Source organism: Sinomonas gamaensis (assembly GCF_005876955.1).
In the GTDB taxonomy this organism is placed as follows: domain Bacteria; phylum Actinomycetota; class Actinomycetes; order Actinomycetales; family Micrococcaceae; genus Sinomonas; species Sinomonas gamaensis.
The window spans coordinates 345482-368314 of the sequence record NZ_SSCL01000001.1 but is presented as its reverse complement, the minus strand read 5'-3'; the positions used below and the strand labels follow the sequence as shown (position 1 = coordinate 368314).

The 22833-nt window shown below is 66.3% G+C and carries 21 protein-coding genes, 2 tRNA genes and 1 other RNA gene; 10 read left to right on the top strand and 14 right to left on the bottom strand.

Features of this window, described 5'->3' with window-relative positions; translation table 11 throughout:
- Nucleotides 1-66 precede the first annotated feature (66 nt).
- From pepN to E5679_RS01695, 4 genes are all read left to right on the top strand, one after another.
- Nucleotides 67-2631 carry an aminopeptidase N gene (gene pepN / locus E5679_RS01710; protein ID WP_138413353.1) on the top strand — a complete coding sequence of 855 codons (2565 nt, stop codon included), beginning with the start codon at nt 67-69 and terminating at the stop codon, nt 2629-2631.
- A gap of 5 nt (nt 2632-2636) precedes the next feature.
- Nucleotides 2637-3104, top strand: coding sequence for an OsmC family protein (locus E5679_RS01705; RefSeq protein ID WP_138413352.1), 468 nt, complete (start codon nt 2637-2639; stop codon nt 3102-3104).
- Nucleotides 3105-3325: 221 nt separating this feature from the next.
- Nucleotides 3326-3970, top strand: coding sequence for a mechanosensitive ion channel family protein (locus tag E5679_RS01700; protein WP_249335899.1), 645 nt, complete (start codon nt 3326-3328; stop codon nt 3968-3970).
- Between the two features lie 65 nt (nt 3971-4035).
- Nucleotides 4036-4491 (top strand): globin, encoded by a 456-nt coding sequence (locus E5679_RS01695; protein WP_275092534.1) that lies wholly within the window; start codon nt 4036-4038, stop codon nt 4489-4491.
- 16 nt (nt 4492-4507) lie between these two features.
- Here E5679_RS01695 and E5679_RS01690 read toward each other — a convergent pair whose 3' ends face one another.
- Nucleotides 4508-5185 carry a DUF8185 domain-containing protein gene (locus E5679_RS01690; RefSeq protein ID WP_249335878.1) on the bottom strand — a complete coding sequence of 226 codons (678 nt, stop codon included), beginning with the start codon at nt 5183-5185 and terminating at the stop codon, nt 4508-4510.
- Nucleotides 5182-5703, bottom strand: a complete 522-nt coding sequence (locus E5679_RS01685; RefSeq protein WP_138413350.1) for an acyl-CoA thioesterase — start codon at nt 5701-5703, stop codon at nt 5182-5184. Before E5679_RS01685 ends, E5679_RS01690 begins: the two co-directional genes overlap by 4 nt.
- Before the next feature lie 92 nt (nt 5704-5795).
- On the opposite strand from E5679_RS01685, the gene E5679_RS01680 reads away from it, so the two are divergent.
- Entirely contained in the window at nt 5796-6686 is an 891-nt protein-coding gene (locus E5679_RS01680; protein WP_138413349.1) for an acyl-CoA thioesterase, read from the top strand.
- 110 nt (nt 6687-6796) lie between these two features.
- Here E5679_RS01680 and ettA read toward each other — a convergent pair whose 3' ends face one another.
- The 4 genes from ettA to E5679_RS01660 form a co-directional block, all read right to left on the bottom strand.
- On the bottom strand, nt 6797-8479 hold the full coding sequence (gene ettA / locus E5679_RS01675) for an energy-dependent translational throttle protein EttA (protein ID WP_138413348.1): 1683 nt from the start codon (nt 8477-8479) through the stop codon (nt 6797-6799).
- An 87-nt stretch (nt 8480-8566) separates the two neighbouring features.
- On the bottom strand, nt 8567-9406 hold the full coding sequence (locus E5679_RS01670; protein ID WP_138413347.1) for a sugar phosphate isomerase/epimerase family protein: 840 nt from the start codon (nt 9404-9406) through the stop codon (nt 8567-8569).
- Nucleotides 9403-10635 (bottom strand): dihydrodipicolinate synthase family protein, encoded by a 1233-nt coding sequence (locus E5679_RS01665; RefSeq protein ID WP_138413346.1) that lies wholly within the window; start codon nt 10633-10635, stop codon nt 9403-9405. The genes E5679_RS01670 and E5679_RS01665 overlap by 4 nt, the downstream gene beginning before the upstream one ends.
- The gene (locus E5679_RS01660) at nt 10632-11768 is read right to left on the bottom strand and encodes a Gfo/Idh/MocA family protein (RefSeq protein WP_420821032.1); all 1137 of its coding nucleotides are present in this window, start codon (nt 11766-11768) and stop codon (nt 10632-10634) included. The genes E5679_RS01665 and E5679_RS01660 overlap by 4 nt, the downstream gene beginning before the upstream one ends.
- A gap of 209 nt (nt 11769-11977) precedes the next feature.
- Here E5679_RS01660 and E5679_RS01655 point away from each other — a divergent pair, with 209 nt between their 5' ends.
- Nucleotides 11978-13081: a LacI family DNA-binding transcriptional regulator gene (locus E5679_RS01655; RefSeq protein ID WP_138413344.1), complete on the top strand. Its 1104-nt coding sequence runs from the start codon at nt 11978-11980 to the stop codon at nt 13079-13081.
- 36 nt (nt 13082-13117) lie between these two features.
- On the opposite strand, the gene E5679_RS01650 is transcribed toward E5679_RS01655, so the two are convergent.
- The 4 genes from E5679_RS01650 to E5679_RS20710 all read right to left on the bottom strand — a co-directional run bounded on the left by E5679_RS01650 (nt 13118) and on the right by E5679_RS20710 (nt 16034).
- Nucleotides 13118-13657, bottom strand: coding sequence for a single-stranded DNA-binding protein (locus tag E5679_RS01650; RefSeq protein ID WP_138413343.1), 540 nt, complete (start codon nt 13655-13657; stop codon nt 13118-13120).
- 449 nt (nt 13658-14106) lie between these two features.
- Nucleotides 14107-14179: transfer RNA gene (locus E5679_RS01645), tRNA-Arg, on the bottom strand.
- Nucleotides 14180-14197: 18 nt separating this feature from the next.
- Nucleotides 14198-15730, bottom strand: a complete 1533-nt coding sequence (gene mptB / locus E5679_RS01640) for a polyprenol phosphomannose-dependent alpha 1,6 mannosyltransferase MptB (protein WP_249335877.1) — start codon at nt 15728-15730, stop codon at nt 14198-14200.
- A complete protein-coding gene (locus E5679_RS20710) occupies nt 15711-16034 on the bottom strand; it encodes a hypothetical protein (protein WP_171042182.1) in 324 nt (107 codons plus the stop codon). Before E5679_RS20710 ends, mptB (E5679_RS01640) begins: the two co-directional genes overlap by 20 nt.
- Here E5679_RS20710 and E5679_RS01635 point away from each other — a divergent pair.
- Nucleotides 15969-17222 carry a glycosyltransferase family 87 protein gene (locus E5679_RS01635; RefSeq protein ID WP_249335897.1) on the top strand — a complete coding sequence of 418 codons (1254 nt, stop codon included), beginning with the start codon at nt 15969-15971 and terminating at the stop codon, nt 17220-17222. The genes E5679_RS20710 and E5679_RS01635 overlap by 66 nt on opposite strands.
- Here E5679_RS01635 and mptB (E5679_RS01630) read toward each other — a convergent pair.
- Nucleotides 17195-18754 carry a polyprenol phosphomannose-dependent alpha 1,6 mannosyltransferase MptB gene (gene mptB, locus E5679_RS01630; protein WP_138413340.1) on the bottom strand — a complete coding sequence of 520 codons (1560 nt, stop codon included), beginning with the start codon at nt 18752-18754 and terminating at the stop codon, nt 17195-17197. The two genes, E5679_RS01635 and mptB (E5679_RS01630), sit on opposite strands and share 28 nt — an antisense overlap.
- A 93-nt stretch (nt 18755-18847) precedes the next feature.
- Between mptB (E5679_RS01630) and orn the strand changes: the two genes are divergently transcribed.
- From orn to def, 3 genes are all read left to right on the top strand, one after another.
- Nucleotides 18848-19483: an oligoribonuclease gene (orn, locus tag E5679_RS01625; RefSeq protein WP_138413339.1), complete on the top strand. Its 636-nt coding sequence runs from the start codon at nt 18848-18850 to the stop codon at nt 19481-19483.
- A 135-nt stretch (nt 19484-19618) separates the two neighbouring features.
- A tRNA-His gene (locus E5679_RS01620) sits at nt 19619-19694 on the top strand.
- Between the two features lie 92 nt (nt 19695-19786).
- Nucleotides 19787-20359 (top strand): peptide deformylase, encoded by a 573-nt coding sequence (gene def, locus E5679_RS01615; RefSeq protein WP_138413338.1) that lies wholly within the window; start codon nt 19787-19789, stop codon nt 20357-20359.
- Between the two features lie 66 nt (nt 20360-20425).
- On the opposite strand, the gene E5679_RS01610 is transcribed toward def, so the two are convergent.
- The 3 genes from E5679_RS01610 to rnpB all read right to left on the bottom strand — a co-directional run bounded on the left by E5679_RS01610 (nt 20426) and on the right by rnpB (nt 22807).
- Nucleotides 20426-20626 (bottom strand): hypothetical protein, encoded by a 201-nt coding sequence (locus tag E5679_RS01610; RefSeq protein WP_138413337.1) that lies wholly within the window; start codon nt 20624-20626, stop codon nt 20426-20428.
- Nucleotides 20627-20667: 41 nt separating this feature from the next.
- On the bottom strand, nt 20668-22164 hold the full coding sequence (locus E5679_RS01605; protein ID WP_171042201.1) for a glyceraldehyde-3-phosphate dehydrogenase: 1497 nt from the start codon (nt 22162-22164) through the stop codon (nt 20668-20670).
- A 238-nt stretch (nt 22165-22402) separates the two neighbouring features.
- Nucleotides 22403-22807, bottom strand: an RNA gene (rnpB, locus tag E5679_RS01600) — RNase P RNA component class A.
- Nucleotides 22808-22833 lie beyond the last annotated feature (26 nt).

Here is a 22833-nt window from a genome sequence, read left to right as displayed (position 1 = left end):
CTGAAAGAATAATTTCAAATATGTTGCGCCGCGGGGCGCCGAAGAAGCGAATGCGAGGAGGCGCGCATGCCGGGGACGAATCTGACGCGGTCTGAGGCTGTCGAGCGGGCGAAGGCCGTACGGCGGGTCGAGAGCTACCACGTCGAGCTCGATCTCACGAGGGGCGAGCGCGTCTTCGGGTCCACGACGACGGTCGAGTTCGACGCCGTGGCAGGCTCCAACACCTTCATTGACGCCATCACCGATTCCGTTCGGTCGGTCACGCTCAACGGGGTCGCTCTCGATCCTGCCGAGGTCTCGGACGGCGTCCGCATTCAGCTTCCGGGACTCGAGGCCCACAACGTGCTGGTCATCGACGCCGATGCCCGCTACATGAACACGGGCGAGGGCCTCCACCGCTTCGTCGACCCGGTTGATGGAGAGGTCTACCTCTACACGCAGTTCGAAGTACCGGACTCCCGGCGGATGTTCGCAGTGTTCGAGCAGCCCGACCTCAAGGCCTCGTTCCGATTCACTGTCACGGCGCCCTCGCATTGGGCCGTCGTATCCAACTCCCCCACGCCCGAACCGCAGAGCGTCCCGTCGGGAGACAACGGCGATGCGCGCTCGAGATGGGATTTCGCACCTACGCCGCGACTCTCGAGCTACGTCACCGCACTTGTCGCGGGCCCTTACCAGTCCGTCCACGACGAGCTCGTCAACAGCGCCGGCCGCACGATCCCACTGGGGATCTTCGCGCGCAAGTCGCTCATGCAGTATCTCGACGCGGACAACATCTTCGAGACCACGAAGCAGGGCTTCGCCTTCTTCGAGGAGCAGTTCGGCTGCGAGTACCCGTTCGCGAAGTACGACCAGCTCTTCGTTCCCGAGTTCAACGCAGGTGCCATGGAGAACGCCGGCGCCGTCACGATCCTCGAAAGCTACGTCTTCCGGTCGAAGCCCACCCAGGCGACCGTGGAGCGGCGTGCGATCACTGTGCTGCATGAGCTCGCCCACATGTGGTTCGGCGACTACGTCACGATGCGCTGGTGGGATGACCTCTGGCTCAACGAGTCCTTCGCGGAGTTCATGTCCCATCTCGCGGCGGTCCACACACCGGAGTTCGGCCACGCATGGACCACATTCGCCTCCGTGGAGAAGTCCTGGGCGTACCGGCAGGACCAGCTGCCCACCACGCACCCGATCTTCGCGGACATCAACGACCTTGCTGACGTCGAGGTCAACTTCGACGGCATCACGTATGCGAAGGGTGCCTCCGTACTCAAGCAGCTCGTCGCGTGGGTGGGCCAGGAGCAGTTCATGGCCGGGGTCCGTGCCTATTTCGGCAAGCACGGGTGGGGCAACACGGTTCTTGACGACCTCATCGCCGAGCTCGAGGCCGCGAGCGGGCGGGACCTCTCCGCGTGGGGCGGCCTCTGGCTCGAGACGGCGGGCGTGAACACCCTCGCGCCCGAGATCGAGACAAACCAGGACGGAACGATCACCTCCTTCTCGATTCGTCAGACCGCAACCGAGGCCCAGCCCACGTTGCGCCCCCACCGCCTCGCGATCGGCTTCTACGACATGTCCGACGGCGGCCGCCTTGTCCGGGTGCGCCGAGAGGAACTCGACGTCGAAGGCGAGCTCACCGAGGTTCCCGCACTCGTCGGCGCCGCCCGGCCAGCCCTCATCCTGCTCAACGACGATGACCTCGCCTACGCCAAGGTCCGTCTCGACCCCGTCTCCCTCGCGACCGCCACGGAGCACCTGCGCGACATCGCGGACAGCCTGCCGCGCGCTCTGGTTCTGGGCTCCGCCTGGGACGGCGCGCGCGATGGCGAGACGCCCGCCCGCGCCTACGTGGAGCTCGTGCTGGCGAACATCGGGGCCGAGACGGACTCGTCGGTGGTGCAGACCCTCCTGCGCCAGCTCGCGACGACGCTGGACTTCTACGTCAGCCCCGAGGCACGGGAGTCCGTCAAGCTATCGACGGCGGAGCGCCTCTGGACTCTCGCCGTCGACGCCCGGCCGGGCTCCGATTCCCAGCTCCAATTCGTGAAGGCCTTCTCAGCTCTCGCCTCGTCGCCCGAGCACCTCGGCATTGTGGCCGGCCTGATCGACGGGTCGGTCACCGCTGCCGGGCTCGAGGTCGATCAGGACCTGCGCTGGGAGCTGGTCGCCTCCCTCGCCGCGGGAGGCCGGATCGGCAAGGACCGCATCGACGAGGAGCTCTCCCACGACAACACCTCCACCGGCCAGTGCGCCGCAGCCCTCGCGGCGGCGGCCCTGCCGACCGCCGAGGCCAAAGCCGAGGCGTGGCGCGCGATCGTCGAAACCGGCGAGCTCTCGAACGCCGTCCAGCAGGCGGCCGTCACCGGCTTCAACCGCGTGCACGACGCCCAGCTGATCGAGCCGTACGCCGAAAAGTACTTCGAGGCAGTCCCCCGCATCGTCGCCGAGCGCACTCACGCGCTCGCCCAGCAGATCGTCGTCGGGCTCTACCCTGCCCGGCAGACCACCGAGGCGACCCTCGAGCGCACGGACGCCTTCATCGCCTCTCTGGACGACGAGCAGGGCGCGCTCCGGCGCACCATGCTCGAGAACCGCGACGGAGTGGCGCGCGCGCTCCGCGCCCAGGCAGCGGACCGGTAGATGCCATGGCGATCGGCGAGCATCACTACACCGTGACGGTCACCTGGACGGGGAACCGAGGTACGGGGACATCCGGCTACCGGGACTACGGACGGCAGCACGACGTGGCCCTGCCGGGGCTGCCCGTGCTCCCAGGTTCGGCCGATCCCACCTTCCGCGGGGATCGCGACCGCTACAATCCGGAGCAGCTCCTGCTCGCGGCGCTCTCCCAGTGCCACATGCTGTCCTATCTCCACGTCGCGGTCCTGCACAACGTCGTCGTCACTGGATACACAGATGAGGCAGAAGGGACGATGCGTCTCAATCGGGACGGCAGTGGCGAGTTCACCGACGTGGTGCTGCATCCTCGGGTGCAACTGGCCGACGAGGACCAGCGGGCGCTCGCCGACAGCCTCCATGACGAAGCGCACCATCTGTGCTTTATTGCACGATCCGTGAACTTCCCCGTCCGGGCTGAGCCCTCCGCGCCATAACGTTCAGGAATTCTCGCTAGGGTGGATGGGCATCATCCCCCCAGCCGAGGAGGCCTCCGAGATTGCAGTCCGCTCTGCTGTCATCCGTCACTGCTGCTGCCACTGTGTCCCCCACGCCTAGCCCCACCCCGTCAGCCGACGATTCGCATTTGTCGCACCTCTCGGCCGCCGAGCTCAACACGGCCGTCACGACGTTCAATTCGACGCTCCTCCAAGTCGCCATCGCGGTAGGCGTCGGCCTGGTCGTCTGGCTTGTCGCGACTTTCCTCATCCGACAGGTCGTCCGCCGCATCCTCGCAGGGACCCAGCTCACCAAGCGGCGGCTCTTCCGATGGGCCGCGCCCGCCCTGCGCGCGCTCGATTCGGAACGACGCGCCCAGCGAGCAAAGACGATCGGTTCCCTCCTGAACTCCATCGTCGCCGTCGTCATCACGACGATTGTGCTGATCTATGTGCTCAAGGCCTTCGGGGTCGACATCGCGCCACTCCTGACCAGCGTGGGCATCCTCGGTGTCGCCGTCGCCTTCGGCGCGCAGCAGCTGATCCGCGACTTCCTCGCTGGGATCTTCCTCACACTCGAGGACCAGTTCGGGATCGGCGACGTCATCGAACTCGGTGCCGGGGAAGTCGTTGGCACGGTCGAGAGCGTCGGCCTGCGCATCACGCGCGTGCGCGCCGAGGACGGCGCCATCTGGTATCTGCGCAACGGCGAGATCCTGCGTGTCGGCAATCGGTCCCAGGGCTCGTACCTTCCGCCCGCGCCCGAGGCGGCTCCGACGATTGCCAGCCCATCCCCCGCCAACGCGGCCCAGAAGGCGGACGCGGCGCACAAGCCCGACGCTCAGGGCCAGCGCGCCGGCGAGTGAACCCGGAACGGCTCGTTGCTCTACCGTGGAGTGAAGGACAGCACAAGGAAGGACGGCTCGCGGACGTGACCGAGCATCAGGGCGAGAGTCTGGTTCGAAGGAACCTGCTCAAGGTGAACGACCCCTTCGCGCAGGACGACTACGCGAACACGTTCTACGCGGAGATCGGGGGCCACGAAGCCTTCGTCAAGCTCGTGGACGTGTTCTACGACGGCGTTGCCGATGACCCCGTGCTGCGTCCGATGTATCCCGAGGAGGACTTGGGGCCAGCGCGGCGGCGGCTGACGATGTTCCTCGAGCAGTATTGGGGTGGGCCCGGGACGTACAGCCAGGAACGGGGCCATCCCAGGCTCCGCATGCGCCATGTCCCGTTCAAGGTGAACCCGGAGGCCCGCGACCGGTGGCTGCACCACATGCGCGCCGGGGTCGATGCATTGCACCTCGCACCGCTGCAGGAGGCGACGCTCTGGGACTACCTAGAGCGCGCCGCCCACTCCCTCGTCAACACCTTCGACGACTGACCAACCGGCCGCGCCGTCAGCCGAGCAGCGAGGCGCGCGGGGTCCGGCACAGAACGTGGCCCCGCACCGAGGTCAGGCGCAGCCACGTGCCCGAGGCGAAAACGGAAACGGCTTCCCCGCCGCCGAGAAAGCCCAGCGCCTCGGCGGCGAAGGCGGCTCCGGCCGGCAGGCCGGGAACGCCTTCGACGTCGCGGCCCCATACCGCTGCCCGCGCCCCGCTGACCATCGCCGCGCCCGGCTGATCCGGAACGAGCGCGGCGACCTCGGCCATGCCGGCAGCGGCGGCATTCGCGAGGACTGCCGCGGCGACCTCGCCTGACGGAATCCATGGTCCCCGCGGCGGAGTCACTGCGGCCCACGCCACATGAATGGACGACGGCGGAACATCCAGGAGCGTTCCAGCGTCGCCCATGCGCGCAAGCCGGTCCGCGACGGCGGACATGGGCACGGTCACGTCGACTCCCGCTGGTCGCGAAAGCGCCGCCGCACGCATCCCGAGCACGGTCGGCGTGCCATCTCCAAGCGCTCTCGGCTGGAGGACGCACACATACACCGCGAGGACACTTCCGACCGCTTGGAGGCGTACGGCACCAGCAGGATCAATGGCGCGGGCTCGCGTCAGGAAGGTCCGGAGGTCAGCCACGGCCTCAGGATCGCCGAGGTCGAGCACAGTCTGCACGTCCGAGGCGCTCACGCCGGGTCCCCCGCTATGCGGGTCGGGACGGCATCCGCGGGAAGCGGCGGTCGCCGCCTAAAAGGGACCTGATCGCCCGAGTACTCCGCGAACGCCGCGCGAAGACCTGCCGGCAACCGCACAGGCCGGCCCGTGGATCGGCTGACAAGGACCATGGAGGTTGCGGCATAGGCATACGTGCTGGAGCCGTCATGTTCGGACACCGAGTACCCGAGGTCGAAGCTCGAGCCGCCGGTGCGCGTGACCCACAGGTTGACGCCGATCGGAGCCGGTCGGTAAAGGAGCGGCTGGAGGTATTCGATCTCGTGCCGTCCCACCAGGGTGAAGTTCTCCGGCGTGACGAAATCCACCATGCGCGCCTCCCCGTCGGGGCCAACGATCCCGGCCGGCAGCTGTTCGCGGAGCCAGTGGACGCGCGCGTCTTCGAGGAACTGGAGGAAGCGAACGTTGTTGACGTGCCCGTAGGAGTCAACATCCCCGAAGCGCAGCTGGAGAGGGAATTGGTAGGCGGACGGCATACTGCCATCTTGCCTCGACAGGGGCGGGCACGGCGAACTCGCCGAGCGCGCCGCTGTTGTTGCCGCGCTCGCCGCCAGCTTAGGGTCGTGCCATGACCTCGCCTGCCCGCCCATCTGGGCCAACCGATACGCTTCTGACCCTCCTCGATCTCGATGACCTGGGCGGAGCCCGCACGGACAAGGACGTCTTTGTGGGACCCAGCGAGCGCCAGCCGCGGCACCGGGTCTTTGGGGGCCAGGTGCTCGCGCAGAGCCTCATGGCTGCGTCGAGGACTGTTGCCGAGGACCGCTCGGTCCACTCGATGCACGGCTACTTCCTCCGACCAGGAGACGCGGACAAATCGATCACGTTCGGCGTCGAAAGGCTGCGCGACGGGCGGTCATTCTCCGCGCGTCAGGTCCACGCCTATCAGGACGGGCAGCCGATCCTCTCGATGATCGCGTCATTCCAGACCGATGCGCTCGGAGTGGACCATCAGTCCACGATGCCCCAAGACGTTCCCGACCCTGAATCCCTGCCGAGCACTGCAGACCTCCTCGGGGCCATCGACCATCCCATCGCCCAGTACTGGGCCTTCGACCGCCCGTTCGACGTCCGCCACGTGAACCCCGCGCTCTACCTCTCGGCTGAAGGAGAGCATGTCGCCCGGAACGCGGTGTGGATGAAGACCTTCAGTCCCATGCCCGACGACGAGCGGCTGCACCGCGCGGCCCTCGCCTATGCGAGCGACTACACGCTGCTGGAGCCGATCCTCAGACGTCACGGGCTGAGCTGGATCACTCCTGAGATGAACGCCGCAAGCCTGGACCACGCCATGTGGTGGCACCGGGCTGTGCGTGTCGACGAGTGGCTCCTCTACGTCCAGGAATCGCCCAGTGCCCACGGAGCGCGGGGGCTGGGGGTCGGCCGGATCTTCACGCGTGATGGGGTGCACGTGGCCACCGTCGGGCAGGAGGGCATGATCCGGGTGCCGCTCGCCTGAGCTTCCTCCGGGCGTCCTTCGGCGAAGCGCACTTCCGCCACACGAACGACGGCGGGGCCGGCTCCGTTCTGGAGCCGGCCCCGCGGTGGTCTGCCGCGACGGGACGTCTGTCAGTCGCGCGTGAGCTTGCGGTGCGTCACACGGTGCGGAGCCGCTGCCTCGGGCCCCAGGCGCTCGATCTTGTTCTGCTCGTACGCCTCGAAGTTCCCCTCGAACCAGTACCACTTCGACTCGTCCTCGTCGTTGCCCTCGTAGGCGAGGATGTGGGTCGCCACGCGATCGAGGAACCACCGGTCGTGGGACACGACCACGGCGCAGCCCGGGAATTCGAGCAGGGCGTTTTCGAGGCTCGCCAGCGTCTCGACATCGAGGTCGTTGGTCGGCTCGTCGAGGAGCAGGAGATTGCCGCCCTGCTTGAGCGTCAGAGCGAGGTTCAGCCGGTTCCGCTCACCGCCCGAGAGCACGCCGGCCTTCTTCTGCTGATCCGGGCCCTTGAACCCGAAGGCCGAGACGTAGGCGCGGGACGGCATCTCGACCTGGCCGACCTGAATATGGTCCAGTCCGTCGGATACCACCTCCCAGAGCGTCTTGTTGGGATCGATGCCGCCACGGCTCTGGTCGACGTAGGAGATCTTGACCGAATCGCCGACCTTGAGATCGCCGCCGTCGAGCGGTTCGAGGCCCACGATGGTCTTGAACAGCGTCGTCTTGCCCACGCCATTCGGCCCGATCACCCCAACGATGCCGTTGCGCGGAAGGGAGAAGGACAGCCCGTCGATGAGGACGCGGTCGCCGAATCCCTTCCTGAGGTTCGAGGCCTCGATCACCATCTGGCCAAGGCGCGGCCCGGGCGGGATCTGAATTTCCTCGAAATCGAGCTTGCGCGTGCGCTCCGCCTCCGCGGCCATCTCCTCATAGCGCGCAAGGCGCGCCTTCGACTTGGTCTGGCGGCCCTTGGCGTTCGAGCGCACCCAGTCCAGCTCCTCGGCGAGGCGCTTCGCGAGCTTCGCATCCTTCTTGCCCTGGACCTCGAGTCGCGCGCGCTTCTTCTCGAGGTAGGTCGAGTAGTTGCCTTCGTAGGGATACAACCGGCCACGGTCGACCTCGCAGATCCATTCGGCAACGTGGTCGAGGAAGTAGCGGTCGTGGGTCACCGCGAGCACTGCGCCCGGGTAGGACGCAAGGTGCTGCTCGAGCCACTGGACGCTCTCGGCGTCGAGATGGTTCGTCGGCTCGTCCAGGAGGAGGAGATCAGGCTTCTGCAGAAGGAGCTTGCAGAGCGCCACGCGGCGGCGCTCACCGCCCGAGAGCACTCGCACGTCGGCATCCGGCGGCGGGCACCGGAGCGCGTCCATGGCCTGCTCGAGCTGGGAATCGATGTCCCAGGCATCGGCGGCATCGATGGCCTCCTGAAGCTTGCCCATCTCCTCGAGGAGCGAGTCGTAGTCGGCGTCAGGGTTCGCCATCTCCTCGGAGATCTGGTTGAACCGCTGGATCTTGGTGTAGATCTCGCCGACGCCCTCCTGGACATTGCCGAGAACGGTCTTCTCCTCGTTCAGCGGCGGCTCCTGGAGGAGAATGCCCACGCTGTAGCCCGGGGACAGGCGAGCCTCGCCGTTCGAAGGCGTGTCGAGCCCCGCCATGATCTTCAGGATGGTCGACTTGCCAGCCCCGTTCGGGCCGACGACGCCGATCTTCGCGCCCGGGAAGAACGACATGCTCACGTCGTCCAGGATCACCTTGTCGCCAACGGCCTTACGGGCCTTGGTCATGGTGTAGATGAATTCCGCCATGTCCCCAATCTAGTGGCTCGGCTGGGCTAACTCACATCCGTCCTCCGACCCGGAGGCCAGAATGACATCGGCTGGATGCGGTCTGAGTTACGCATACGGGAGCACGAGTTCCTCGAACCGTTCCTTCATCACCGCAAGTATCTTGTCCCCGTCTGCGTCCCAGATCTCCTGGTTGAAGATCTCGACTTCGATGTACCCCTCATAGCCGGCGTCCCGCACCCAGCTGGTGATCGTCGGGAAGTCAATCACGCCGTCGCCCATCATGCCCCGCGACAGCAGTGCGTCAGCCGCAATCGGGAGGTTGAAGTCGCACACCTGATACGACGCCAAGCGGTTTTCCCTGCCAGCCCGCGCGATCTGCGCCTTGAGTTCGGGATCCCACCACACATGGAAGGTATCGACGGCGATCGAGACCTCTGCGGGGTCGAACGGTGCGGCGATGTCGAGGGCCTGACCGAGCGTCGACACGAGTGCCCTGTCGGCCGCATACATCGGATGCAGCGGCTCGAGGAGGAGCCGGACTCCATGGTCACGGGCGAACGGCACGAGGTCGCCGAGACGATCCGCAACGCGTGCTCGCGCGGTCACAATATCCTTCTCCCCCTTCGGCAGCCCTCCCACCACGAGGTAGAGATCGCGCGTGCCGAGCGTCTCAGCCTCCAGGACGGCGCGCCGGTTGTCCGCGAGAGCCTCCGCCTGCCCCTCCTCGTCGGCGGACGTGAGGAAGCCTCCCCGGCAGAGCGAAGAGACCTCGAGACCGGCAGACCTGATCATGGCCGCGGCTTGAGCCAGTCCCGCTTCCTCGACGCGATCTCGCCACGGCCCGATTGCAGGAATTCCTGCACGGACGCAGCCGTCCACGGCTTCCCGAAGGCTCCACCGCTTGGTAGTGGCGCTGTTGAGCGACAAACGTGACGGCGCCGTCATTGCGCCAGCCCGTTCACATCGAGGAAGGCTGCCATGCGTGCGGCGGCCAGGTCAGGGTTGCGGAGCAGCCCAGACCGGTCTGCGAGCCTGAAGACCTGCGCAAGGTGCTGGACCGACCGCCCCGACTGGAGCCCGCCGACCATCTGGAAGCCCCGCTGGTGGCCGTTGAGCCAGCTAAGGAAAGCAATGCCCGTCTTGTAGTAGAACGTGGGCGCGCTGAAGATGTGCAGGCCGAGGTCCCGCGTCGAGTCGAGAATGCCTCTGCCCTCGGACGCCTCACCGGCCTCGTAGGCCTGCAGCGCCGCGGAAGCGGCAGGATAGATGGCGGCGAAGATCCCAAGCAGCGCATCAGAATGCCGTTCGCCATCCCCGTCGATCAACTCGGGGTAGTTGAAATCGTCGCCCGTGTAGAGACGCACACCAGCCGGAAGGTCCGCGCGCAGCGCCTTCTCGTGCTCGGCATCGAGCAGCGAGACCTTCACCCCGTCCACCCTGTCCGCATGCGAGCGGATGAGGTCAAGGAAAGTCCTTGTCGCAGTCGGAACATCGGAGCTGCCCCAATATCCCTCGAGGGCGGGGTCGAACATGGTCCCGAGCCAGTGCAGAACAACCGGCTCCCGCGCTTCGACGAGCAGCGTCGAATAGACCCCGAGGTAGTCCTCAGCACTGGACGCGGCGCGGGCGAGCGCACGCGACGCCATCAGGATGGCCTTGGGCCCGGCGTCCTCTACCGTTTCGAGCTGCTCGCGGTACGCCTCAAGGACCATGGCCACGCCGCGGGGCCCATCAGGAACAGCAGCAGGATCAAGTTGGTCGGTGCCGGCGCCGCACGCGACAAGATCCCGTACCGAAAGCCCGGACGTCGCCTGCGACCCCGAGGCAGCCACGGATCTCGCCTCAGCACCAACCCGGGCGATGAGCTCGCGCGTGGCGGCCCAATCCAGGCCCATCCCCCGCTGGGCCGTGTCCATCGCGTCCGCGACCCCGAGGCCGTAGGACCACAGCTCGTGACGAAATGCGAGAGTGCTTTCCCAATCGAGCTCAGCCGGTGCTCCCGGCGTGTTGTCAGCGCCCATGAGGGGGACGACGTGGGCCGCCGCATAGGCCTTCCGGGCTGTGAACGGCGCGGAAGGCTTCGCCCACGTGCGAGGGGTTGCGAGTTCGTAACGGCTCGTCGTGCCGCCTTGGACGGGCAGCAACAGGGAAGCAGTCGTAGCGAGACGGCTCACAGGACGATCTCCGGGATGTCGACCGTGCGGCGCTCGGCGCTGGACTGCAGGCCCAGCTCCGCAAGCTGCACCCCGCGGGCCGCAGAGAGAAGCCCGTAGCGGTGCTCCCGCCCGGCCACGACCTCGCGCAGGAACTCCTCCCACTGGAGCTTGAACCCGTTGTCCAGGTCGGCGTTGGCGGGGACCTCCTGCCACTGGTCGCGGAAAGACTCGGAGACGGGGAGATCCGGATTCCAGACGGGCTTCGGTGTGTGCGAACGATGCTGTACCACGCACTTGTTGAGACCGGCCACCGCCGATCCGTGCGTTCCGTCGACCTGGAACTCCACGAGCTCGTCACGGTAGACGCGAACTGCCCATGAGGAATTGATCTGGCCAACGACGGCTTCTCCCTGGGGCGTCTCAAGCTCGAAGATGCCGTAGGAGGCGTCGTCGGCCGTCGCCTTGTACTCCTTGCCCTGCTCGTCCCATCGGCTGGAGATGTGGGTGGCCGTGAGGGCGTTGACGCTCTTGACCTTGCCGATGATGCCCTCGAGCACGTAGTTCCAGTGGCAGAACATGTCCGTCGTCATCCCTCCCCCGGCTTCCTTGCGGTAGTTCCAGGACGGGCGCTGCGCCGGCTGGATGTCGCCTTCGAAGACCCAGTAGCCAAACTCGCCCCGGATGGACAGGATGCGGCCGAAGAAGCCCTCGTCGACAAGGCGGCGGAGCTTGACCAGTCCGGGAAGGTAGAGCTTGTCGTGCACGACGCCAGCCGTCACACCGGTCTCCTGACCGATTCTGGCCAGCTCGATTGCTTCATCCAAGGTCTCCGCAGTCGGCTTCTCGGTGAAGATGTGCTTGCCCGCGCGCATCGCTTTCCGAAGCGTCTCAGCCCGCAGACTGGTCATTGAGGCGTCGAAGACGATGTCGACGCTCGGATCGGCGATCAGAGCATCCAGATCAGTGGTCCATTCCGACACCTTGTGCTGCTCGGCGAGCTCGCGGAGCTTTGCCTCGTTCCTCCCGACGAGGATCGGCTCGACCTGCACGCGGGAGCCATCTTCCGCGATGAATCCCCCAGCGTCCCGAATCGGCAGGATCGAGCGCAGCAGATGCTGCCGGTACCCCATGCGGCCCGTGATGCCGTTCATGGCGATTCTCAGGGTTCGAGCGTCGGTGGCCACTGCCGCCTCCTTGCGTAGGCCCAAGCGGTGCCAGGGCGAGTAACAGGCCTTCCCGATCCCGGGAAAGCGCATTCCGTCCTCACAAGTGTGCGGCACGGCAATGGAACTTGGCAAGCGCATTCCCTCGTATCTTCGGCGAATGTCATAATCTGGCCCAAGGGACAGGGGAGGAAGCGATGCCAGCGGTCACCTTGAGCGAAGTAGCGCGAGCGGCGGGTGTCTCGCCGGCCACGGCGTCGCGCGTCCTGAACGGATCCAGCCGAACGCCGGGCGCGGACATCGCAGAGCGCGTGCGTGCGGCCGCGGCCGCGCTCGGCTACATCCCCAACGCCCAAGCGCAGGCACTCGCCCGCTCCAGCTCCGGTCTGCTGGGACTCATCGTCCACGACATCGCGGATCCTTATTTCTCCTCCATCGCCCGTGGTGTGCAATCGGCGGCGCGCGAACTCGGCAAGATCCTTCTCCTGACGAGCACCGAGGGGACGCCCGCGGAGGAAAGGCTCGCGGTCGAAGCCTTCACGTCGCGCAGGGCCGACGCCATCGTCATGGCAGGAAGCCGTTCGACCCGAACCGAAGACTCCCTCGACAACGCTGCGCTCAAGCGAGAGACCGAGCGTTACCTCGCCAACGGAGGAAGTCTCGTACTTGTCGGCCACGACCTGGTCTCCCCCGAAGGCGCGTCCGACCACGGCTCACCTTCCGGGCCCGAAGACGCCGACCTCGAGGCATCATTCGCGCCTTCGCCCCTCCTCGTGAGCATCCCGAACGAGTTCCTCGCCCGGGAACTCGGCCTGTGCCTGTCCGACGAAGGCTTCTCGCGCTTCGCGATCGTGGCAGGACCGGAAGGCCTCATGACCTCGGACCTTCGAGTCTCCGGGTTCCAGATGGCCCTCGGCGAGAAGGGGCTGCAGGAGGCCGACGTCTTACGCTCCGCCTTCAACCGGGACGGCGGATACGACGCCGGTGGGGCGCTCGAAGCATCAGTCCGGGCGGCCGTCGAGAGAGGAGATCGCCTCTGCATCTTTGCCGTCAACGACAGAATGGCGATGGGCGTCGTAGCGGCTCTCCGGCAGAAGGGGCTGCACGCACCAACCGACTACGCGATCGCCGGCTTTGACGACATCAACACCCTCGAAGACTTCATCCCAGGGCTCACGACCGTCCGCCTGCCCCTTGAGGAGATCGGCCGGAAGGCCGCCCGCGCCGCGCTCACAGGAGAAGACCCCCTTCCCGCTGCCGGAGAAGTCATCCTCCGCGAAAGCACCGGCCGCCGAGCTTAGTCCCACACCTCGCGCCGCTGACGCCTGAGCACCTCTCTAGGCCGTCAGAAGCTCTGGCCCCTCCTCGGCCGAAGCGTCCACGAACTCTGAGTCGTCTTCGTCCTCGTCAGAAGGGACATCATCCCGGAAGTGCTGCGGGAGCTCGCCGGTCCCCAGATCGACCATCCCGACACCGTCCACCGCGACCCGCTGCACGGACGGCTCCTGGCGTTGGGCGTCCTGTTGGTTCCGCGCGAATTTCGCAGATCCCCAGAAGAGGTCGTGTCCCACGGACTCAGCGTCCACCTCTGCTTCGTGGAAGATCCGCCCTTCCTTCTCCCATTGCTTCAAGCGCAGCCGGCCCACGACGATGACCCTCTGGCCCTTCTTGAGGCTCCCGCAGATGTTGGCGGCGAGCTGGCGAAAACCTACAACGGTGAACCAGTTGGTGTGTCCGTCGACCCACTCTCCGGCCTCACGGTCGTACCGGCGTTGTGTCGACGCGAGCCGAAAGCTCGAAACGATGTTGCCTCCATGTGTCGTATTAGTCCTCGGATCCGTTGCCACGAACCCGCGCACCGTCACCAGATCACTCATCGCTACCTCCCTGTGGTCACTGCCGGCCCTTGGTTCTGCCGGTTCCTCCGCTCAACGGGCCCTCGCCGACGTTGGCTCCTTCAGCCTCGCGCAGCTGGCGGACCGGACACCACGAGACGGCCCTATATGTGGGTGACACGCCGAGGCCGACTTTGTGGAGGGCAAATCGCGGAGCACAAAGTCTGGCCGCGAGCACTCAGAGTCGATGGTCGTCCCCGCTCGCTCAGTACCTTTTCCGTTGCTCTTTTCTCCGCTGGCGACGCCCTTCCCCGCACCTCCGCGCCGGGCCCGGCGCGGAGGTGCAGGGAACCCGCGGAGGTGCCGCCATGCCGGTATCTCGCGGTGATCTCGAGCACGACTAATGGGGTCCAGCAATAAAGGGCCTCGCGATACAGAACACCCCCGGTCCGAAAACCGGGGGTGTCGAGGATGTCCGTGACATCACAGTGTGCCCCAGGAGGGAGTCGAACCCCCGACCAGAGGATTAGAAGGCCCCTGCTCTATCCGCTGAGCTACTGGGGCGGGCGCAGCGAGCCCAGTCTAGCGTGCCGCTGAGGCACCGCTGAGCGCCGGGCCGCGCGTGAACAGCGCTCGTGTCTTCCAATCCCAGAACATCATGTAGGCGACGAACACAACGCTCAGAGCGATCGCAACCGCCCGGATGGCGATCAGCGGAATCCAGTCGAACACATCGAGTTGGTCCGTCAGCGCAATGACGGTGAAGAACACCGTCGCCAAGTAGTAGGCGCGCAGGTACCAGCCTTCGGCGATTCCGGCGAGGGCGAAGAACGCCGCCAACCACGTGACGTACCACGGCTGGATCGCCGCGGCCGTTACCACCACGGCAGTGAGAGCCAGTGCCATCCGCAGCATGATCCGCTCACTGCTGCCGCGCAGCACGAACCACAGCGCGGCGAGCATCCCGAGGGCGCGGCCCGCCGCCTTGATGAGCTCTGCGACGAGGTCGGCGGGCCCGTTGATCGATTGGACGAGCGTAGCGGCGGTCACCGACAGGAGCCCGAACGGTGCGTACCAGGTCCAGATCGTGCCAGAAGTGGTCATCGCCGGCAGCCATCCGAACCAGAAGCCGGTCACCGCTCCTTCGATGGTCAGAATGGCCCCGGCGATGAGGGCAGTGAGCGCCCAGCAGGCGATCTTCCGACCCCAGCCCGCACGCTGGCCGGCCCAGAGAAGGCCGATGAAGGGCAGCGCGATGAGGGTGATCGGCTTGATCCCGATCGAGAGCGTTGCCAGGACAATCCCGAGCACCGGTCGTCCCCGGACAACAGCCAGCAGCCCCAAGAGGACGAGGCCAAGCATGAGCGCGTCGTTGTGGATGCTCGCGATGAAGTTGATGACGAACAGCGGATTTGCCACCGTCAGCCAGAGCTTGCGAGACGTCTGCAGCCCGTAGTGCTGCGCGAGGCCGATGACCGCAATGGCGCACAGGACGACGCCCACGGCGGCAACGATGCGGAATAGGGCTATCGCCACCTCGAGGTTCCCGCCGCTCACCCAGACGATCGCCTGCTCGATCCAGAGGAACACTGGACCATAGGGGGTGGGCGCTTCGGTCCAGAGCGAGTCCGGCCCGAGGTTGTGGTAGTTGTTCAGCGCCGAGATGCCGTTGACATACGGGTTGAGCCCCGCCACCATCAGGCGGCCCTGTCCGATGTACGCATACACGTCGCGGCTGAAGAGGGGGAACGTCAGCATGAGGGGCGCACACCACAGCGCCGCGATCTTGCAGAGCGCGAGGGGATGGACGGCGCCCCAGTCACCCACCCGCTGACCCAGGCGGAGCCATGCCCGCACCAGGAAGAGCCCCCCGAACGCGACGAGCACGGTGCAGAGCACCACGAGGATCGGATTGTCCCGCAGCACGATGAAGAAGGGGACTCTGATCAACGACGATCCGCTCGCCATCCACCCAACGCCGAGTCCACCGAGCGTCATGCAGACTGACGCGATGAAGCCCTGCCATACTGCATAGCGCCCCCCGCCGGGCAGCCCAGCGATGCTCCGGGCAGTCCCGGAGGCGCTCAGGCTGCGATCAGCCGACCGCTGAGGCATCGAAGTCCCTACTGTCACGGAAGGCGCTGAGCCGCGCCGCAAACCCGGATGAGGGCGCGGGCAACTCAGCTTGGTGTCCATTTGATGCTATCAGCCACGGATCAGCGAACTCCGTGAGAGGCCCGCTGTTAGACTGGTCGGCGGTCCACGTCGCTTCGACCGCGCCGAGCTTCCCCAGGAGAACGTCATTTCCATCGAGTCGCCCCGCCCCGAGAATCACGCCAGTTTCGTCGAGCGGCTGGGCCGGTGGGGAAACTGGCTGCTCACGCCCGGAGCACTCCTCGCGGGATTCCTCGTGGTCCATCTGGGCTTCCTCGCCTACTTCGCGGGCTATGCGCTGCATGGAGAGGCATTCAGCGACACGAACATCTACCGTGACTGGGCTGCCGCGGGGTTCCCCCAGAACGTCCAGCCTTCCCCGTGGGTCTATCCCATCGGCGGCCTCCTGCCGATCTGGATCTCCGGGCTTTTGGGGCCCGGACCCTTTCTGGTGGTGTGGGTCCTGCTCACCTCTGTTCTGAACGGCCTCGGCATCGGGGTGCTGAGCGGGTGGGGCAAGAAGCGCGAAGGCATCCGTGCCGCGTGGTGGTGGCTTGTCTTCATCGCGGTCCTCGGCAACCTCGGCTTCGCGCGCGTCGACGGCGTGACCGCCCCGATCGTCCTCCTCGGGCTGAGCCTCGGGGTGGCGAGTCCGCTGGCTGCCTCGGCCATCCTCGCGGGCGCGACCTGGATGAAAGTGTGGCCTGCGGCCGCACTCCTGCCGCTCTTCGCCGTCGTCCGAGACCGCTGGAAGGTGGTGGCGGGAGGCCTTGCCGTCACGATCGTGGTTGCCGCGGTGGCCGCCGCACTGGGCGTACTCCCCCACCTTCTCGACTTCCTCACCACGCAGGGTTCGCGCGGAATGCAGCTCGAGGCCACGTTCACCACTCCATGGCTCTGGATGTCCGTTCTCGGAATCGGCGGGGCCCGGATGTACATGAACACGGAAATCAACTCGATGCAGGTGGATGGCCCCGGCAGCTCTGTAGCCTCCGCGCTCATGCAGCCGCTGTTCGTGCTCATCGCCATCGCGGTGGCCGTCGTCATCTTCTGGGCCCTGCACGAGGGCAAGAAGCGTGGCCACGAGGACAGGTCCGAGCTCCTCCTGGCGGGAGCGCTCACCATGGTGACCGCCTTCATCGTGTTCAACAAAGTCGGCTCGCCGCAGTTCATGGTGTGGCTCGGCCCGGTGGTCGCCCTCGGTCTCGCACAGGACCGTGTCGCATGGCGTCTGCCCGCGTGGCTCCTGCTGGCGATCGGCGTGGCGACGTACCTGATCTACCCGATGTTCTACGACGCCCTGAGCCACAACAACCCCGCCATGGCTCTCGTGCTCACGGTCCGGAACGTTCTGCTGGTGGTGCTGTTCGTGTGGTCGGCGCTCCGCTTGGTCCGCCTCGGGCGCAAGGGCGCACCCGTATCGGGTCAGGAGCTGCGGGCCGCGAGGTCCTGACGGCGAACGGCGCGCTCGAACACGAGCCGACGCGTCTTGGGATCAATCAGGACCAGATAGGCGAGGAATCCCACGGCGACGAGTCCGGCGAGAGATTCCGGCGCGAGGGGTGTGTTCACGAAGCTGAACACGTACAGCTGATCCTGGGCTCCGAACACCACGAAGAACACCACGGTCAGGTACCAGAGCTTGATCTCCCAGTTGTCACGGATGCCCGTGACAGCAAGGAACGGGATGAACCACAGCACGTACCACGGTTGGATGATCGGGCCGAGGACCACGATGAACATGAACGCGAGGCCTAGACGCCGCACCACCTTGCGGTCGTCGCCGCGGAGGATGAACCAGACGGCAAGGCCCACTCCGATCCATTTGATGACGGTCCGGAAGCCCTCGGCGATGGATCCGCCGTCCAGGCCCACGGTGCTCGTCAGCGTGGCCACGAGGCCGCTGGCGAACCCTGAGGGTGTGTAGGCGATGAAGCCGGGGGTGGGGTCCACGATCGCGTTGACCCACCCGAACCCGAGGCCATAGACGAGACCGCTGACCGCGAAGAGAGCCAGGCTGATCAACCCGGTCGCCGCCCAGCAGAGGAACCTGCGGAGCCAGCTCGCCCCGGGACCGGCCCAGAGGAGGCCGATGAAGGGAAGCACGACGGCGGTGATCGGCTTGATCCCGATGGACACCGTGGTGAGGACGATCCCGAGGAACCAATTGCCGCGCGCCGCGTAGTAGACGCCGGCCACGGCGAATCCGATCATCAGTGCCTCGTTGTGGGCGCTCGCGATGCAGCTGATCAGGAACAGCGGATTGGCAACGGTGAGCCAGACTGACCGCGCGCCGTCCACCCCGTGCAGACCGCTGAGACGGTAGACGTAGTAGGCGGTGAGGGCCACGCCGACGAGGGCGAGGACGCGGAACAGCATCACGGACGAGTCCGGCTGTCCCCCGGTGAGCTGCACGATCCACCGTTCGAGCCAGAGGAAGTACGGGCCGTAGGGCGTCCGCGTCGTGGCCCACGACGGGTCCGTCCCCAGTTCGAGCCAATTGTTGATGGTCGAGATCCCGGTGGTGTACGGGTTGAACCCCGCGGCCATGAGCTTGCCTTGGCCCACGTAGGCATAGACATCCCGCGAATAGATGGGAACGGTGAATGCGAGCGGGAGCCCCCACAGCACTACGGCGATGCCCACGGGCCGTATCGTTCCGGGCCCCCAGTACCGCAGCCGCTGTCCGAGCCGCAGCCAAGACCGTGTGAGCAGCATCGCCCCGAAGGCGAGCGCGAGGATGCAGCTGGTGACGCCCCACGTCTCAGTGCGGAGCGGAATGAAGAAGGGGTTCCGGTTGAGGGGCGAAGCGTCGGCGAGGCGCCCTACGCCGAACGATCCATAGACCATGAGCAGCGAGCCGACCAGCCCTTGCCCGATGGCCCAGTGCGGTGCCTGATTGACTCCGACGGGAGGAAGCGCCGTCCAGAGCGACTTCAGCCACTCAATCACCCTCCCGAGCAGGCCAAAGCGCGTGATGGACATGGATCACCCTTCGCTGAATCTCGGGAGATTTCCAGTCTAGCATCGGGCCTCTGAGGAGCCTCCGTGCGGGAAGGCCTCGGGTACATTGGCAGGGTGTCAAACCATGCTGAACGCATCGTCTGGATCGATTGCGAGATGACGGGCCTCGATATCGCCCGTGACGCCCTCATTGAGGTGGCGGTCCTCGTGACCGATGCAGAGCTCAACGTCCTCGGCGACGGAGTCGACGTCGTCATCCGCCCGCCCGACGAAGCCGTCTCCGGAATGAACGACTTCGTGCGGGAGATGCACACGAGCTCCAAGCTCCTCGACGAACTGCCGGGAGGTCGGACGCTCGAAGCCGCTCAGGCGGAGGTCATGGCGTACATCCGGGCTTGGGTGCCGGAGCCGAAGAAGGCACAGCTCGGCGGGAACTCCGTGGGCACTGACAGGCTCTTCCTCGCGCGGGACATGCCCGAGGTGGTCGAGCACCTCCACTACCGGATCATCGACGTCTCCACCATCAAGGAGCTCGCTCGCCGCTGGTACCCGCGAGCGTACTTCCAGGCTCCCGCGAAGACGGGCGGCCACCGCGCGCTCGGCGACATCCGCGACTCGATCGATGAGCTCCGCTACTACCGCGAGGCGATCTTCGTCCCGCAGCCCGGGCCTGACTCGGCGACGGCTCAGGAGATCTCCTCTCGGATCTCCGGCGGCGCAGGCACGGCCGGCGCAGCTGCCGCCGTGTGAGCTGAGCCTCACTCTCAGAAAAAGTTCTCGCAACCGCTCTGATCTGGCAAAAGCACTAGCCAACAGCAGGTAGACTAGTGGTCGTTGCCAGCGCGGAGGGCCGGGGTTTCCCGTCACCTCCAGCACGGCCACATGGTGGGTATAGCTCAGTTGGCAGAGCGTCTGGTTGTGGTCCAGAAGGTCGCGGGTTCGACCCCCGTTACTCACCCCACCGCGGGACCATCCCGCACAGAGGCCGCACGGTTTAGCCGTGCGGCCTCTTGCATTGCCCGCATCCCTAGTCACCAGACGGAGGAGCCCCACATGACTGTCCACGCCGTGACCATCTGGGGGGAGCCCGTTCTGCACCGACGCGCGGCAGAGGTCACCGAGTTCGATGATGATCTCCGGTCTCTCATTGAGGACATGCACGAGACCAACGACGCCGCGAACGGCGTCGGCCTCGCTGCGCCGCAGATCGGAGTCGGCCTGCGCATCTTCGTCTACAAATACGAGAACGACGACGGAGTCCCTCCCCGGGGGGTGCTCGTGAACCCGCGGCTGACCCTGTCGAAGGTTCCCGGCTCCCTGCCCGATCCGGAGGAGGACGAGGAGGGCTGCCTGTCGGTGCCTGGCGAGAGCTACCCCCTCCAGCGTGCTGACTGGGCTCGGGTGGAAGGGTTCGACGGCGACGGGAAGCCCGTCGATTTTGTGGCCACAGGCTGGTTTGCCCGCGTCATGCAGCACGAGTACGACCACCTCGACGGCAAGCTGTACGTAGACAAGCTCGTTGATCGCTACGCCCGGAAAGCCAAGAAGGCTGCCAAGAAGCACGGCTGGGGAACCCCAGGCCTCACCTGGATGCCGGGCGTAGACCCAGACCCATTCGGTCACTGAGCCGGAGAAAGTCGAAAGCAAAAGGGCGCCGCACCTGCGTGCGGCGCCCTTTCGTCAATTCGTCGTCTACTGCTCCCTGGTTACCCTGACGAGGTCTTCTTCGGCGACCCGCAGCAGCTCCTCGAGCTGCGCGACGCGCGCCGGTGAGACGTCTCCTGCTGCCTGCTGGGCCTTGGCGTGCTCCAGCAGGAGTCGGGCCTGCTTGGCGTTGGCCTTGGCCACGTCGAGCGCATGTTCAAGGGTGCTCTCGTGCTCAGTCGCTTCCATAGGTGCATCTTGCCTCGGCCGCCTGAGCGAATCCAGTGACCTTACCGAGTTGTTGCCAAGAGATCTTCTGCGGGGCGCGCAGCGCCCTCTGCAGGGGTGGCGCCCTCAGTAGGGAAAGAGGGCGCGTTCACGCCGGCCATCTCCTCGAGGACCCGGACGACCTGGCAGCTGTAGCCGAACTCGTTGTCGTACCACACGTACAGCACGAGGTTCTTGCCATTGCTGATGGTCGCAAGCCCGTCCACGATGCCGGCCCGACGGGAGCCGACGAAATCGGTGGAGACCACCTCGGGCGAGGCGATGTAGTCAATCTGCTTCCGCAGATCCGAGTGGAGCGAAATGTCGCGGAGGTAGGTGTTCACCTCATCCTTCGTCGTCTCGCGCTCGAGGCTCAGGTTGAGGATGGCCATGGAGACGTCCGGGGTGGGGACGCGGATGGCGTTGCCCGTCAGCTTCCCTGCGAGCTCCGGGAGTGCCTTCGCGACGGCCTTCGCAGCGCCGGTCTCGGTGAGCACCATGTTCAGCGCCGCGGACCGCCCGCGACGGTCGCCCTTGTGGAAGTTGTCGGTGAGGTTCTGGTCGTTCGTGAACGAGTGGACCGTCTCTACGTGCCCGTGCACCACGCCGTACTTGTCGTTGATGGCCTTGAGGACGGGCGTGATCGCGTTCGTGGTGCAGGATGCCGCCGTGACGATCCGGTCCTCGGCGGTGATGTCGCCGTGGTTGATGCCGTGCACGATGTTCGGGAGGCCGCCCTTGCCGGGTGCGGTGAGGAGGACCCGTGCGACGCCCTTGCTCTCGAGGTGCTGGGAGAGCCCAGCTTCATCGCGCCACTTGCCCGTGTTGTCGACGACGACGGCGTCCTTGATCCCATATGCCGTGTAGTCCACTGTGGCGGGGTTGTCCGAGTAGATGACCTGGATCAGGGTTCCGTTCGCGAGGATCGTGTTGTTCTCCTCGTCGACCGTGATGGTTCCCTCGAAGGGACCGTGCACGGAGTCGCGCCGCAGGAGGCTGGCCCGCTTGACGAGGTCGTTCTCCGAGCCCTTCCGCACCACGATCGCCCGGAGCCGGAGGCCATGTCCGCCGCCGGCGTGCTCGATGAGGATGCGTGCCACAAGGCGACCGATGCGGCCGAAGCCGTAGAGCACCACATCCGTGCTCGGCCGGGGGTCCGCGCCGCGCTGGCCGACGATCGGGGCCAGCTCGTCCCGCAGGAAGGCTTCAAGCGCACGCCCGGCGCCCTGCGACCGGAACTTCTCGTTGAGGCGGGCGATGTCGATCGAGGCCGCGCCGAGCTGCAGCGAGTCAAGGGCCTTGAGGATCGGGAGGGTTTCTTCGAGGGCAAGCTCTTCGCTGTCGATCTGGCGTGCCCAGCGGTGCAGCTTGAGCAGCCCCACCACGGACTGGTTGATCAGGCTGCGGCCGTGGACCGAAGTCACCACGTTGTTCTCGCGGTACAGGCGCCCGATCAGCGGGATCATCTCTTCTGCTGCGGCCTCGCGGCCGATCCACGAACCGAGGGCGGTCTCCGTCATGCTCACACAGGTGCCTTTCTCTGCGGTTGTGCGCACTCCGTCGTGCGCTGCCCGGGCATCTGGTGCCGATGCCCGACGCGAAGAAAGCCGGTTCTGCGATCGCAGAGCCGGCTCCAGAACTTCCACGTTCGCTTTCAATGCTACGGGACTGGGCAGGGGCGAGGGCCGGGAGAGCCTGTGAAGTCACTCACAGGCTCTCACTTCCGTGGGAAGCCCTCCCAGAGCCGAGGAAAGTGCGAGGCCAGGCCGGCCTATGAGCCGGGTTCTGTCTCCACGCCTGATTGCCCAGACGCAGGAGGCGATCATCCATCTAGGACCGCCGTTGCCGGCGGCCTCGAGCGGCCTACCCGGACGCTCGGGCGGGCAGCCCTCGAACGCGCCCTGTCTGGCCTTGCTCCGGGTGGGGTTTACCTAGCCTCCCCGGTCGCCCGGGGAGCTGGTGGTCTCTTACACCGCCGTTTCACCCTTACCCCGGCAATCGCGCTGTCGCGCGGGGTACCGGGGCGGTCTCTTCTCTGTGGCACTGGCCTGCGGGTTACCCCGAGTGGGCGTTACCCACCACCCTGCCCTGCGGAGCCCGGACTTTCCTCGTGACCCCTGCCTCTCGAAAGAGCAAGCGCCCCGCGATCGCCCGGCCGACCTGACCTCGCCTCAACATTCTACGGGTGA